The 13,867-nt window shown below is 62.6% G+C and carries 14 protein-coding genes; 8 read left to right on the forward strand and 6 right to left on the reverse strand.

From position 1 onward, the window contains the following. Nucleotide 1 precedes the first annotated feature (1 nt). Complete coding sequence (locus ACZ5TB_RS00175) at nt 2–418, reverse strand: GtrA family protein (protein ID WP_464791568.1); 417 nt, start codon at nt 416–418, stop codon at nt 2–4. Nucleotides 419–463: 45 nt separating this feature from the next. Here ACZ5TB_RS00175 and ACZ5TB_RS00180 point away from each other — a divergent pair, with 45 nt between their 5' ends. Next, nucleotides 464–2,365, forward strand: coding sequence for a hypothetical protein (locus tag ACZ5TB_RS00180; RefSeq protein WP_464791569.1), 1,902 nt, complete (start codon nt 464–466; stop codon nt 2,363–2,365). Here the strand turns inward: ACZ5TB_RS00180 and ACZ5TB_RS00185 are convergent. Both ACZ5TB_RS00185 and ACZ5TB_RS00190 read right to left on the reverse strand, forming a co-directional pair. Then, complete coding sequence (locus ACZ5TB_RS00185) at nt 2,327–2,785, reverse strand: nucleoside deaminase (RefSeq protein ID WP_464791570.1); 459 nt, start codon at nt 2,783–2,785, stop codon at nt 2,327–2,329. The genes ACZ5TB_RS00180 and ACZ5TB_RS00185 overlap by 39 nt on opposite strands. A gap of 39 nt (nt 2,786–2,824) precedes the next feature. Then, nucleotides 2,825–3,046 (reverse strand): hypothetical protein, encoded by a 222-nt coding sequence (locus ACZ5TB_RS00190; protein ID WP_196225247.1) that lies wholly within the window; start codon nt 3,044–3,046, stop codon nt 2,825–2,827. A 155-nt stretch (nt 3,047–3,201) separates the two neighbouring features. Here ACZ5TB_RS00190 and rpmB point away from each other — a divergent pair, with 155 nt between their 5' ends. Beyond that, nucleotides 3,202–3,495, forward strand: a complete 294-nt coding sequence (rpmB, locus tag ACZ5TB_RS00195) for a 50S ribosomal protein L28 (protein ID WP_196225248.1) — start codon at nt 3,202–3,204, stop codon at nt 3,493–3,495. A gap of 122 nt (nt 3,496–3,617) precedes the next feature. Here the strand turns inward: rpmB and ACZ5TB_RS00200 are convergent, their stop codons facing one another. Continuing rightward, a complete protein-coding gene (locus tag ACZ5TB_RS00200) occupies nt 3,618–4,619 on the reverse strand; it encodes an esterase-like activity of phytase family protein (RefSeq protein ID WP_464791571.1) in 1,002 nt (333 codons plus the stop codon). A gap of 276 nt (nt 4,620–4,895) precedes the next feature. Here ACZ5TB_RS00200 and ACZ5TB_RS00205 point away from each other — a divergent pair, with 276 nt between their 5' ends. Next, nucleotides 4,896–5,306 carry a glycine zipper 2TM domain-containing protein gene (locus tag ACZ5TB_RS00205; protein WP_460987385.1) on the forward strand — a complete coding sequence of 137 codons (411 nt, stop codon included), beginning with the start codon at nt 4,896–4,898 and terminating at the stop codon, nt 5,304–5,306. Nucleotides 5,307–5,441: 135 nt separating this feature from the next. On the opposite strand, the gene ACZ5TB_RS00210 is transcribed toward ACZ5TB_RS00205, so the two are convergent. Then, complete coding sequence (locus ACZ5TB_RS00210) at nt 5,442–5,669, reverse strand: circumsporozoite protein (RefSeq protein WP_464778864.1); 228 nt, start codon at nt 5,667–5,669, stop codon at nt 5,442–5,444. A gap of 215 nt (nt 5,670–5,884) precedes the next feature. Here ACZ5TB_RS00210 and ACZ5TB_RS00215 point away from each other — a divergent pair, with 215 nt between their 5' ends. The 5 genes from ACZ5TB_RS00215 to ACZ5TB_RS00235 all read left to right on the forward strand — a co-directional run bounded on the left by ACZ5TB_RS00215 (nt 5,885) and on the right by ACZ5TB_RS00235 (nt 12,586). Then, nucleotides 5,885–6,856 (forward strand): ArsR/SmtB family transcription factor, encoded by a 972-nt coding sequence (locus tag ACZ5TB_RS00215; protein ID WP_464791572.1) that lies wholly within the window; start codon nt 5,885–5,887, stop codon nt 6,854–6,856. Next, nucleotides 6,853–7,791 (forward strand): methylenetetrahydrofolate reductase, encoded by a 939-nt coding sequence (gene metF / locus ACZ5TB_RS00220; protein WP_464791573.1) that lies wholly within the window; start codon nt 6,853–6,855, stop codon nt 7,789–7,791. The genes ACZ5TB_RS00215 and metF overlap by 4 nt, the downstream gene beginning before the upstream one ends. Nucleotides 7,792–7,953: 162 nt before the next feature. Further along, complete coding sequence (locus ACZ5TB_RS00225) at nt 7,954–9,000, forward strand: homocysteine S-methyltransferase family protein (protein ID WP_464791574.1); 1,047 nt, start codon at nt 7,954–7,956, stop codon at nt 8,998–9,000. A 116-nt stretch (nt 9,001–9,116) separates the two neighbouring features. Beyond that, complete coding sequence (metH, locus tag ACZ5TB_RS00230; RefSeq protein WP_464791575.1) at nt 9,117–11,717, forward strand: methionine synthase; 2,601 nt, start codon at nt 9,117–9,119, stop codon at nt 11,715–11,717. A 35-nt stretch (nt 11,718–11,752) separates the two neighbouring features. After that, nucleotides 11,753–12,586, forward strand: a complete 834-nt coding sequence (locus tag ACZ5TB_RS00235; protein WP_464791576.1) for an SGNH/GDSL hydrolase family protein — start codon at nt 11,753–11,755, stop codon at nt 12,584–12,586. 7 nt (nt 12,587–12,593) lie between these two features. On the opposite strand, the gene ACZ5TB_RS00240 is transcribed toward ACZ5TB_RS00235, so the two are convergent. Beyond that, complete coding sequence (locus tag ACZ5TB_RS00240) at nt 12,594–13,739, reverse strand: serine hydrolase (protein ID WP_464791577.1); 1,146 nt, start codon at nt 13,737–13,739, stop codon at nt 12,594–12,596. Nucleotides 13,740–13,867 lie beyond the last annotated feature (128 nt).

Raw genomic sequence — 13,867 nt, forward strand, 5'->3', positions numbered from 1 at the left:
TCTAGCGGAATACCCATTGGCGGTTGAGGCCGAACACCACGGCTGGCGTCACGAATATCATGGCCGGGATGGGCGACCATTCCGGCCATTGCATATGGGTGACGCAAAGGAAGACCCAGAGGGCGTTCAAAGCATAGCTCAGCAGGGATACGGCCACGAATTTGACGCCGCGCGTCGCATGGTTTCCGTCGCTATCCTGATCGCGGAAGGTGAAGAGGCTGTGGGTGACATAGCCTATCATCACTGCCGCCACATAACCGGTCGTGTTGGCAAGCTGCGGGTGCCATCCGGCCAGAGCCGCGAGCGTCCAGTAGATGGTGGCCTGGCAGGCTGTGATGAAGAGGCCGCTGAGGCCATATCGCACGATCTGCCAGAACAGGGCCTGCCGTTCCGGCGTCAGACGTGACAGCAATTTCATGAAGGCCCCGTTGCGATTTGATGCGAACGCTCTAATCCACCGGCCATGAACTTGCAAAGCGGCTTCACCCTGCGGGAAAGATCCCGGCGTGCCCTGGTCTGGACGTCTGCACGGGCGCAGGTGCACTGGAAATGGCTGACCTTCCTCATCTGGGTCGCGGCCGTGACCTGGCTGCTCTATTCGCGCTGGCCCGCCATCCACTGGCTGACGCTCAACGATACCGACGACAATATGCGGTATTTGCAGGTCAAGGACTGGCTGGCGGGGCAGAGCTGGTACGATCTGAAGCAATATCGGCTGGACCCGCCTGCCGGGTTCAACATCCACTGGTCGCGGCTGGTCGATCTGCCGCTTGCTGCGCTGATGCTGTTCTTCCGCGCGTTTCTGGAGCAGGGGCTGGCGGATCGGCTGGCCTGCGCGATTGCGCCGATGATCCCGTTATTGCCGCTGATGCTGGGGCTGGGTTTCATTGCGCGCCGCCTCGCTGGCGGCAATGGCTGGATACTGGCCGCCCTGGCACCCTTCGCGGCGCAGATGGGCATCAGCATGTTCCTGCCGATGCGGATCGATCATCATGGGTGGCAGTTGGCGCTGACGGTACTGATGCTCGCGGGGCTGATCGACCGTAACTGGCTGCGCGGCGGCATCGTGGCGGGGGTGAGCAGCGCGCTGTCGATCACCATCGGCATGGAGATGATCGTCTATCTGGCGGCGGGCGGGGCGCTGATCGCGCTTCGTGGGGTATTCAAGGAAGGCGCGGCAAGGCGGATGCTGCCCTATGCGCTGAGCCTTGCCGGATCGGTTTCCATCCTTTTCCTGCTGTTTGCCAGCTACGCAAACCGGCAGATGGTTTGCGACGCCATCTCGCCCATCTGGGTTGCCATATTCGGCGCGGTTGGCGCGGGCATGACGCTGCTGGCACTGCTGCCACTACGCAGCTGGCAGGCCCGACTGGGCGCGGGCGTGCTGGTGGGGGGTGCCGTCGCGGCCTTTGCATGGCTCAGTTGGCCGCAATGCCTGACGGGCGCCTATCAGATTTCGCCGGAACTGGAGCGGCTGTGGCTCGCCAATATTCGTGAGGCCAAGCCGATCACGGTTCAAGCGTGGAGCCTGATCGTGCCGCTGATGGCCATTCCGGTTGCGGGGCTGTTCGGCCTGATCTGGGCGCTTTGGGAGTCGCGGCGCGACAGCGACCGGCTGTGGGCCTGGGCGACGGTCGGGCTGATGATGCTGTTCTCGACGGCGCTGCTGTTCTGGCAATTGCGGGCCGGACCAGCGGCGCAGCTGCTCGCTATCCCGGCGGCGGCATGGGCGGCGCATCGTGTGCTTCAGCTTGTCTTCTTTGGTAGGCCCCTCGCGCGGGTGTTCGGCATCATTGGAACCGCGCTGCTCGCCGTAGCAGCGTTCGCGACGCCGCTTTACCCGCAGATCAACCAGCTCTGGGCAGCAGCGACTGGCGAAAAGCCCAAAGTGCAGCGCCCAGCGGCGAAGGCTCGACTACAATCGATCAGCAAGGCCAATGGCCGCTGCCGATCGCTGCCAGCGCTGGAGGTGCTGAACCAGCTTCCTTCCGCTACCATTTTCACGATGGTGGACCTGGGGCCGCGCCTGATCGCGACCACGCATCATAGCGCGATCGCGGGTCCCTATCATCGCAACGGCAAGGTTATTCTGGACCTGCACCATGCGTTCGACGGATCGGCGGACGCATTCCGGCCGATCGCCGCGCGGCATCATGCGACCTACCTGCTGATCTGCCCCGGCTTTCCGGAAGGGACGGTTTACCAATCCCGCAGCCCGCGCGGCTTTTATGCGGGGTTAATGCGCGGCGAGGTTCCCGGCTGGCTGCGTCCCGTGGCGTTGAAGAGCGGCTTTGCCTTGCCCTACACCCTCTATCGCATCGATTATTCAGCGGCGGGCAGCGAAAAAGTCACGCAGCAGCGCTGACGCTTCCGCTTCGCCCAGTCCGCCATAGACTTCAGGGCGGTGCAGGCATTGCGGTTGCGTGAAAAGTCGAGGACCTTGCTCGATCGCGCCACCTTTGGGGTCAGCAGCGCCATAATAGAGCCGGGCGATGCGCGCGTGGGATATGGCGCCCGCGCACATCGGGCAGGGTTCCAGCGTTACCCAAAGATCGCAGCCGGTGAGGCGGAAATCGCCCAGCCGATCCGCCGCAGCCCGAAGCGCGACGATCTCAGCATGGGCGGTAGGATCGCAGTCGCGCCGGTTGCGATTTTCTCCTTCGCCGACGACCCGACCATCGAGAGTGACGACGGCACCGATCGGCACCTCGCCCGCAAGTTCGGCCGCGCGTGCGAGGTCGAGCGCGCGGCGCATGGGTTCGGGAAGTGGAAAGGGCGGTGCCATCCGCCAGCCCTTACAGCATAGCTATCGTCTATAAAATGATCAGGGCTTCTTCACATCGACGGTCGGCACTTCGACGGTTTCGTTCCGCGTGCCCACTTCGACCTTGGCCACGTCGGCCTGGAACTTTGGCATTTGCCCGCCTTCCACGGCGATTTTGGGCAGGCTGCCCTCCTGGGTCTTTTGCAGATCGATGAAGCCGGTCGCGATGCCAGCGGCCAGCACCAGCAAAACAATCACCAACAAGCCACCAATGAGTCGCATTGCTCCCTCCTTTCGTCTATCGGCTGCAAACGTCCGAGCCGTGGAAAGGGTTGCGAAAGCGATCCGATCTGGCCGGTGGGCGGGTTGACGGCTTTCCGGAATCCCGCTACTGGCGCCGCTTTCCGAACGAACATGAACTACAAGGTTGATTGACTATGTCGCGCATTTGCGAGCTGACCGGCAAGGGTCGCCAGGTGGGTCACAATGTTTCCCACGCCAATAACAAGACGAAGCGCGTGTTCCTGCCCAACTTGCAGAATGTGTCGCTGATTTCCGAAACGCTGGAAACCACCGTCAAGCTGCGCGTGTCGACGCATGGCCTGCGTTCGGTTGAACATAATGGCGGGCTGGACAACTGGCTGCTGAAGACCAACGACGACAAGCTGTCGCTGAAGGCGCGCCGTCTGAAGCGCGACATCGTCAAGAAGCAGGCTGCTCCGGCCGCCTGATTCGGTTCGATTCGTTTCGGCTTTAAGAAGCGGCCTGGCGACGGGCCGCTTTTTTGCGTGCCGGGAGGATGCGCTCGCGCGTCGTTCCTGCATGTGCGGCGCTGCCTGATGCGGCTTTTCTCTCAACGGGTCCGGCTCGCCCCGCGCAGCGCGAATTTCAGCAGCAGGGTGCGCTGGAAAAATTCATGATTATCGTCTGACACGATCCAGACGATAGTGCGCCCGGTCTCACGCGTGATAGCCAGCCCTTCGAAGTTATCGGCCAGCAGGGGCGGAGCAAGACGGGCGATCGTGCGGGCGGTCAACCGATCGCCGGATTCCGGATGGGATGGCAGCTCTATGAGGGCCAGAGTGGCCGTGAACAGATCGCGCAGCGTCACGCGGCGATTGAGCACCAGAATGTGACGGTCATCCAGAGCGACGGCATCCGTCGGACGATAGCCCCGTGGCGCTACATAGCGAAGGTGTAGGGGTGATGCGGTGCTTTGCTCCGCCGGATCTCCGGCAAAGAGCAGCGTGTCATGGCTTCCATCCGCCGTCATTCCCATTTCCGCGATCACTAGGAAGCGCCCGTCAGGTAGGCGCGCCATGGATTCGATCGAGCCCGTTTCCGGCCAGGCTTCAATCTCCGGCCATGTGCGGCACGTTTCGACCCGCGAAAAGCCGGGGGCGTAGCGGCAGATGCGCTGAAGCATTTCGAAGCCGACCCAGTAGCGATCCGATTCCGGATCATGCGCCATCGCCTCTGAATCCCATGCCCACCACGGCTGCGATCCGTCCTGCGGCCTGATTGGCAAGGGAGCGATGAAGGGATGGCGGCGATCGCGTGCGGGATTGACCGCGAAACCCAGGAGAGTGCCGGAATCGCTCAGCGCCAGGACCTGTCCCTGCTGATCTACAAGCAGGGAAGAGATGCCGCCAAATCCATGGTGCGGGCTGCTGAGTTGCCAGCCTCCCAGACAATCGAGAGCGCCGACGCTGCGAACAGCTGGATCGGACGCGTTTAGTGGCAGGGCGCGCGTGGTAACGAGCAGCGGACCAGGCCCATATAGTTCAGGTTTGTTCTTGTGGGGCGCTGGCAAAAGCAGGATCGCAAGCAGCAGGACGATCAGAATACGGCGCATCGCCCCGCCATAGGCAATCCGGCCCGTCGGACCAACGGCTGATTACCCATATACGCTGTCCGCTTCCGGGACAGGGGCCAAGTTTTCCATTATGGTGAAGAGCGTTTCGGTCAGGTCTTGATGAGCGGCATCGGCTGGAGAGGGTGCTTTTCTATCTGAACGGTGGCTGACACGCCCATTCAGGCTTGGCTCAATGCGAATCGGCCAAAAGGGGTGCAATCGATGGGGCGGCGAAGGCGCGCCGGAGTCGGTAACGAGATGATTGAGGAGCACGCCATGAAAACCAAGTTTCTGATCAATATGGGGGCCGCGCTGGCAATGGGCGTTGCTTCCTTGGCCGTAACCGCAGCGCCTGCGCAGGCCCGTGACGGCTGGGGCCGTTATGATCGCGGCGACTATTATCGGGGCGATCGAGGCTATCGCGGATACCGGGGTGACTATTATCGCGGCTATCGTGGCGACCGCTATTATCGCGACAATTATTATCGCGGCTATCGCGGCGGCTATCGCTGCCGGGACAATGGCACGGGCGGCACGATCATAGGTGCAATCGCCGGTGGTCTGCTCGGCAATGAGATCGGCAAGGGTAGTGGCCGCTACGGGCGCCGGGGTGACGGCACCACGGGCGCGATTGTCGGCGCGGGCGTAGGTGCGCTGGCCGGACGGGCGATCGACCGGGACTGCTGATCGTCGCCTGATGTTGGATAGAGGAGGGCTGCCCCAAAAGGGCGGCCCTTTTCATTGAAATTACGCGGCCCAATAGAAAAGGGCCGCCCGTCGCCGGTGCGGCCCTGTTTCCAATATAATATCCCGAGAAGGGAATTACATCGCGTTCGCAACTGCGTTCGCGGCAGTGTTGCTGGCGTTCGAAGCAGCATTGGCGGCGTCCGAAGCAGCGTTCTCGGCAGCGTTCATGGCGTTGTCAGCAGCATTCGAAGCGTTCTCAGCAGCATTGGCCGAAGCATTGGCGGCATTGTCTTCGCCCTTCGAGCAAGCGGCGAGGCCGAGCGAAGCGGCGAGAACGAGCGAAAGAGCAATCGACTTGGACATGGGCAAACCCCTCTCAGAGATAAAAACGTCGCAGACCACTCTCGGAGAAAAGTTCACCCCCCATTGCGCCTGCGGGGCCGATTCGTAATGCCTTGGATCACTCAAGGCAATCCCCATAGTGCGACTCGCCAATTTCCGGGCTTCCACTTCTATGGCCTGTTTGGAAGGCCGCAGGCCCATTGACGTATATAAAGATTTCTTTATATGATGTGCCCATGCGCGCCGCACTCGACATCTTTCGCGCCCTTGGCGATCCGACGCGGCTGCGCATCATCTATCTTCTGCGCGCCATGGAGCTTGCGGTCGGTGAAATCGCGCAGGTCGTGGGGCAGAGCCAGCCGCGCGTATCCCGCCATGTCCGTATCCTTGCGGAGGCGGGTCTGGTCGAACGGCGCAAGGAAGGCAATTGGGTTTTCCTGCGACTGGTCAGGGGTGAAGCCATGGCGCCTTTCCTGACGCTGTTCGATCAGCTGGTGCCGTCGGAAAGCGAGGATTTGTGGCAGAAGGCCGACCTTGCCCGGCTGGCGGCGGTCCGTGCGGATCGGTCACGGGCAGCGGAAAGCTACTTTGCGGAACATGCCGAGGAATGGGACGCGATCCGGTCGCTGCATGTGCCCGATGTCGATGTCGAAACGGCCATGACCGCGCTCTTGGGTGCTGAAGCCATCGGCCATCTGCTCGATATCGGCACGGGTACGGGCAGGATGATCGAGCTGTTCGGGCGCTCGGCGGATCAGGTTACAGCGCTCGACCGCAGCCCCGATATGTTGCGGCTGGCGCGGGCCAAGCTGCCTGCCGATGCAGGTGACAAATATGCGTTGGTGCTGGGCGACTTCGGGGCTCTGCCGTTGGGGCCGGGCAGCGTGGACACCGTGGTTCTGCATCAGGTTCTGCATTATGCGCAGGCGCCCGAAGCGGTGATTGCGGAAGCGGCGCGCGTCACCGGGGCTGGCGGCCGGGTGCTGATCGCCGATTTCGCGGCGCATGAACGGGAAGAATTGCGGCTGCGCGATCAACATGCGCGGCTTGGCTTTTCGGACGAGCAGATCGAAAGCTGGTTTGCGGACGCAGGTTTGGAACTGGAACGGGTAGAGGTGCTGCCCGGCCAGGAATTGACGGTAGTATTATGGCTGGGGCGCCGCCGGGGCGCGCGGATCCTGCCTATCGAAGGACGACTTTCCCTATGACCCTTAGCTTTCCATCCGTCGAAGAAGCCGCGCGGGCTTGGCAAGCGCCGCTCTACGCCGATCTGGCAGGCGATCTGAATGTGAGCTTTGAATTCTTCCCCCCCAAGACGGAGAAGATGGAGGAGCAGCTCTGGTCGGCAATCGAGACTCTGACGCCGCTGGCGCCGAAGTTCGTGTCGGTGACCTATGGCGCTGGCGGATCTACGCGGGAGCGGACTCATAATACAGTGGCGCGGATCGCGAAGGAAACGCCCTTGTCGGCTGCTGCGCACCTGACCTGTGTTGCCGCGAGCAAGGCCGAGATCGACGAGGTGGCGGACGCCTATTGGGAGGCAGGCGTGCGGCATATTGTGGCGTTGCGCGGTGATCCGCCTGAAATGGGCGCGAAGTTCGAGCCGCATCCTGAAGGGTATAAGGGCGCGGCCGAGCTGGTCGAAGGCTTGCGCAAGCGTCACCCGTTCGAGATTTCGGTGGCCGCTTATCCCGAAACGCACCCGGATGCGTCCTGCGCCCAGAGCGATATCGATAACCTCAAGCGCAAGCTGGACGCGGGAGCCAGCCGAGCGATCACGCAATTCTTCTTCGAACCGGAAACCTTTTTCCGCTTTCGTGACACGGTGGCGGCTGCTGGCATTACGGCGGATATCATTCCGGGCATCATGCCGGTGAGCAATTTCGCGGCTGTCCAGCGCATGTCGGCCATGTGCAATACCGATGTGCCGGGATGGATGGGCAAGCTGTTCGAGGGGCTGGATGATTTGCCAGCGGCCCGGCAACTGGTGTCCGCGACGCTGGCGGCGGAATTGTGCCGCAAGCTCTATGCGGGCGGGGTGCGCGACTTTCATTTCTATACGCTCAACCGGGCGGAATTGAGCTATGCGATCTGCCATTTGTTGGGGCTGAGGCCGAAGGCGAAGGAGCTGAAGCCCGCGTAACTGGATATTCCCTCTCTCCTTCAGGGGAGAGGGAAGCGAGACTTGCCGAGCCGTAAGGCGAGGTTAGTCGCAGCGGGAGAGGGGCCGGGTGAGGCGACTTCTCCTGATATTCCCCTCTCCCCGACCCTCTCCCCTGAAGGGGAGAGGGAGAAGGATGCGAAAATGACTGCCGAAGAACAATTCCGTAAAGTGGCTGCTGAAAAGATCATGATATTCGACGGCGGCTATGGCACGTCGATCCAGAAGCACGGGCTGACCGAGGCGGATTATCGCGGGTCGCTCGATCTGGCGAAGGATCAGAAGGGCAATAACGACCTTCTGTGCCTGACGCGGCCTGACATCGTCGAAGGTATTCACACCGCCTATCTCGACGCGGGGGCGGACATGATCGAGACGAATACTTTCTCGTCCACCAAGATCGCGATGGCCGATTATGGCTGCGAGCATCTGGTGCGGGAGATCAACATCGCCGCCGCGCGGATTGCCCGGAAGGCATGCGAGGCAGCGACGGCGAAGGACGGGCGGCTGCGCTTCGTGGCGGGGTCGATCGGGCCGACGAACAAGACGCTGTCGATCTCTCCGGACGTCAATGATCCGGCCTATCGCGAGGTCGATTATGACACGCTGAAGGCCGACTATCGCGAGCAGTGCGATGCGCTGATCGAGGGCGGGGTGGATTTCCTGCTGGTCGAGACCTGCTTCGACACGCTGAACGCCAAGGCGGCGGGCATGGCGGCGCGGGAGGCCGAGGCGGCGGCGGGGCGGCCGGTGCCGTTGATGCTGAGCTTTACCATTACCGACATGTCGGGGCGGAATCTGTCTGGACATACGATCAACGCCTTCTGGTATTCTCTGCGGCATTTGAAGCCGCTGACCATCGGGGTGAACTGCGCCTTTGGGGCGGATTTGCTGCGGCCTTATCTGAGCGAATTGGCGAAGAATGCCGATACGCTGATTTTGGCCTATCCCAATGCGGGGCTGCCCAATGAGTTGGGGCAATATGACGAGTTGCCGGAGACGACCGCTTCGCTCATTCGCCAGTGGGTGGATGAGGGGCTGGTGAATATGGTTGGCGGCTGCTGTGGCACAACACCTGCGCATATTGGTGCGGTGGCGAAGGCGCTGGCGGGGCATAAGCCTCGGGTGGTGCCGGAATTGCCGGTAGTGACGCGGCTTGCCGGGCTGGAGCCCATGCACATCGCGGCGTAAAAAGATGTTCCCCCTCCCGCAGGCGGGAGGGGGTTAGGGGTGGGCCGGTCCAGGCGCCGCTCCAAGACAGCCCACCCCCGGCCCCTCCCGCTTGCGGGAGGGGGGAAGAGAATGAAATGACCCAGACCTCCACCGCCACCTTCGTCAACATCGGTGAGCGCACCAACGTCACCGGTTCGGCCAAGTTCAAGAAGCTGATCATGGCGGGCGACTATGCCGCTGCCATCGATATCGCCCGCGATCAGGTGGAAAATGGCGCGCAGATTGTCGATGTGAATATGGACGAGGGCTTGCTCGACGCCGTGGAGGCGATGACGACCTTCCTGAAACTCATGACTTCGGAGCCGGACATCAGCCGCGTTCCGGTGATGATCGACAGCTCCAAGTGGGAAGTCATCGAGGCGGGGCTGAAATGCGTTTCGGGCAAGCCGGTGGTGAACTCGATCAGCATGAAGGAGGGCGAGGAGGCTTTCCTCGACCACGCCCGCAAGTGCATGGCCTATGGCGCGGCGGTGGTCGTCATGGCTTTCGACGAGACGGGGCAGGCGGACACGCAGGCGCGCAAGGTCGAGATTTGCGAGCGCGCCTATAAGCTGTTGATGTCGATCGGCTTTCCGCCGGAGGACATCATCTTCGACCCTAACATTTTCGCGGTGGCGACGGGGATCGAGGAGCATAATAATTACGGCGTCGACTTTATCGAGGCCTGCCGCGAGATCAAGAAGCGCTGCCCGCATGTCCATATTTCGGGTGGGCTGTCGAACTTCAGCTTTTCCTTCCGCGGCAACGAGCCGGTGCGGCGGGCAATGCATTCGGTCTTCCTCTACCACGCCATCCCGGCTGGGCTGGACATGGCGATCGTCAATGCGGGGCAGCTCGACGTCTACGATGCGATCGACCCCGCGCTGCGCAAGGCATGCGAGGATGTGCTGCTGAACAGCGATCCCGAGGCGGGCGACCGGCTGGTGGAGCTTGCCGAAAGCTTCAAAGGCAAGGACGCGGCGTCCGAAAAGGCGGCCGAGGAATGGCGCGGCTGGCCGGTCGCCAAGCGGCTGGAACATGCGCTGGTCAAGGGCATCGACATGTATGTGGTCGAGGATACCGAGGAAGCCCGCCTGGCCGCCGTCAAGCCAATCGAGGTGATCGAAGGTCCGCTGATGGACGGCATGAATGTCGTGGGCGACCTGTTCGGCGCGGGCAAGATGTTCCTGCCGCAGGTCGTGAAGTCGGCGCGCGTGATGAAGAAGGCGGTGGCGCACCTCCTCCCCTTCATTGAAGCATCGAAGGAACCGGGCGCGAAGGGCAAGGGCCGGATCATCATGGCGACCGTCAAGGGCGACGTTCATGACATCGGCAAGAATATCGTCGGCGTCGTGCTCCAGTGCAACGGCTTTGAAGTCATCGACATGGGCGTGATGGTGCCGTGGCAGGACATCATCAAGGCCGCGAACGAGAATGACGCGGACATGATCGGGCTGTCTGGCCTCATCACCCCTTCGCTGGATGAGATGGTGACGGTGGCTCAGGAAATGCAGCGCGCCAACATGACCATGCCGCTGCTGATCGGCGGCGCGACCACCTCTCGCGTGCATACGGCACTCCGCATCGATCCCGCTTTTACCGGGCCGGTCGTCCATGTGCTGGATGCCAGCCGCGCGGTGGGCGTGGCGACGGCGCTCGTGTCCGAAACGCAAAAGGCCGACTTCGTCCAGAAGACCAAGGACGATTATGACCACGTCCGCAAGGCGCGCGAAGGCAAGGGGCAGAGCCAGCTGCTGTCGATCGAGGATGCCCGTGCCAACGCATTCGAGATGGATGAAACGCTGAAGGCGCCCCGTCCGCTGCTGCCCGGTATTCACAGCTTCCCTGATTGGGACCTAAAGGACCTGATCAACTATATCGACTGGACGCCTTTCTTCCGCGCGTGGGAACTGGCGGGCAATTATCCGGCGATCCTTGAGGACAAGGTCGTCGGCGAAAGCGCCACCAGCCTGTTCAACGATGCGCAGAAGATGCTGGACAAGATCGTCAGCGAGAAGTGGCTGACGGCGCGCGGGGTCGTGGGGCTGTGGCCGTGCCGTCGCGAGGGCGACGACATCATCGTCCATGTCGAGGATGAAAAGCATGTCACGCTGCCGATGCTGCGCCAGCAGATCGCCAAGCGCGAAGGTCGGGCGAACATGTGCCTTGCCGACTTCATCAGCCCCAATGGTGACTGGATGGGCGGCTTTGCCGTGTCGATTCACGGCATCGAGCCGCATCTGGCCCGCTTCAAGGCGGCTATCGATGACTATTCCGACATTCTTCTGAAGGCGCTGGCGGATCGCCTGGCGGAAGCCTTTGCCGAGCGGCTGCACCATTATGTGCGCACGGCGCTCTGGGGCTATGCCGAGGGCGAGCAGTTGACCAACGAGGCGCTGATCCGCGAGCAATATCGCGGCATTCGTCCGGCTCCGGGCTATCCGGCCTGCCCGGAGCACAGCCTGAAGCCGCTGCTGTTCGACATGCTGGACGCGCATCATGCGACGGGCATCACGTTGACGGAAAGCTTTGCCATGCTGCCGACCGCGGCGGTCAGCGGCTTTTACTTTGGTCACGCGCAGGCCGAATATTTCGGTGTGGCGCGTGTGGGCAGGGACCAGTTGGCGGATTATGCGCAACGGCGCGGGATCGACCTGGAAACAGCGGAGCGTTGGTTGCGGCCGAACCTGGATTGAGGGAGCGTCACCGTTTGACCCTATATGCCTCAAGATTGTTTCTGCTGACGGGGCTGATCGTCGCCGCAGCGGGTTGCGCGCATGATCGGGACAGCCGCCCCGATACTGCGATTCCTGTCGGGGCGTCTTATGTGGCGATGGGCAGTTCCTTTGCCGCAGGGCCGGGCATAGCGCCTTCTGCCGGCAGCAAGCCGGTCATGTGCGCGCGGTCGGCCAATAATTATGCTCAGCAGCTGGCGAAGCGCCGGGGGCTGCGGCTTGCCGATGTCAGTTGCAGTGGGGCGACGACACGCGGCGTGCTTGATGGGTGGGCGGGGATTGCGCCTCAGATCAATGCGCTGACGCGTGAGACGCGGCTGGTCACGATCACCATGGGCGGCAATGACGTGGGCTATATCGGCGGATTGATGGCGGCATCCTGTGCCCGAGCGAACGCGGCGAGCAGTGTCCGCTGTCCACCTGCGCTTCCAGCTACCGAGGAGAAATGGGCGGCGCTGGAGGCCGCGTTGCGCCGGATCGCGGCCGAGGTGCGGCAGCGTTCGCCCCAGGCACGGCTGGTGTGGGTCGACTATCCCGTCGTGTTGCCCGAGCGGGGCATCTGCCCGGCGACGCCGCTTACTGCCGAGCAGGCGGATGCGGCGCGTGTCATGGCGAAGCGACTGGCCGCGCTGACGGCGCGCGTGGCGAAGGAGACGGGCGGGTCGATCCTTGCCGCATCACGGCTGACGGCCGGGCATGACGCCTGCGCGCCCGATCCGTGGATGAACGGCTATCCGATACCCGGCAAAACGGTCGGCGCGCCTTATCATCCGACGCTGCCCGGCATGACGGCTATCGCCGACGCGCTCGACCGAATGCTGGACAAATAAGCCTGCGCTATCGCTTCTCGTGGTTCGCCGCGACGGCCTTTGCCACTGCCTGCATCAGTTGCCAGCGGACCGGGATGGGCTCGGTCGTGCTGCCGATCATCACCGCCACGGCATAGCTGGTGCCGTCGGGCGCAGTCATGATGCCGATGTCGTTATAGCCGGTGGAGCGAGCGCCCAGCTCCTGCCCGGTCCCGGTCTTGTGCAGATAATGCCAGCCGGCGGGGACGCCGCCCTTGATACGCTGCGGCCCGGTCTTGGCTTCGCTCATGATGGACATCAGCAATTGGGCCGAAGCGGGGGACAGCATGCTGCCTTCCTTGAGCTTGGCGAGCGCCTGCACGATCGAAGAGGGCGCGGCGCCATCGGGCGGGCTGGCGAGGTAATTGTCGAGCGCCTTCGCTCGTGCCGCCATCGGCAGCCTGGCGCGGGCCGCGTAGAAATTGCGGCCGATCGAATAATCCTGCCGCCATTCAAGGCCGGCGGTGGTGGCCTGCAGCAGCCGTTCGCCAGGCCCGAAGCGAACATCCTTTATGTAGCGCCGGGAAAGATAGGATCGCACAGCCTCCGGCCCGCCAACCGCGCGCAGCAAGGTGTCGTTCGCCGTATTGTCGCTTTGCATCATCGCCCGGCGCATCAGGTCGGAATAAGTCGTCGTCCAACCGCTATTCCCCACCAGCGCGGCGCTTGGCTGGTGGAACAGCGTCAGGTCTTTCCGCGTGATCGTCGCCGAATCAGACAGGCGAATCTTGCCGCGATCCACCGCGTCGAGGAACGTCATCGATACCCAGAGCTTCGACACGCTCTGCTGCGGGAAAAGCGAGTTGCCATTCCACGCTACGGTCCAGTCGCTGCCGATGCGGCGAACGGCGATGCCGACTTTCCCGTTGAAGCTCTGGCCCAGGTTACGAACGACGCTGACGAGAGCGGGGGGCGGCGTTTCGCGTTGATCGACGTCCAGCGCCTGGAAAGGCTTTGGCGGATTGGCGACAGGCTTGATGGGGAAGGTTGATGTCGTCGGTTGTACCCGCTGCGTGGCACGGGCCTGATGTTCAACAGGCGCGCTGACACAAGCCGAAAGCGCCGCCATCAACAACACAAGACGAACCGAACCGCCATAAGGACGCGCGTCGCGCCCGTCATTTCCATTCTTCATCTGCGTCCCCGCGCTCTCCCTACCTCTCTTGGTGGCGCGAGCCCTTCGGCTGACAAGGTTCATGCGACGAATGATTCCACAATTGCGATGTAAGGAGTCTGAACGGAATGCTTCTTGCGCTCAGTTAA

The organism is Sphingobium sp. TomTYG74 (assembly GCF_055393875.1).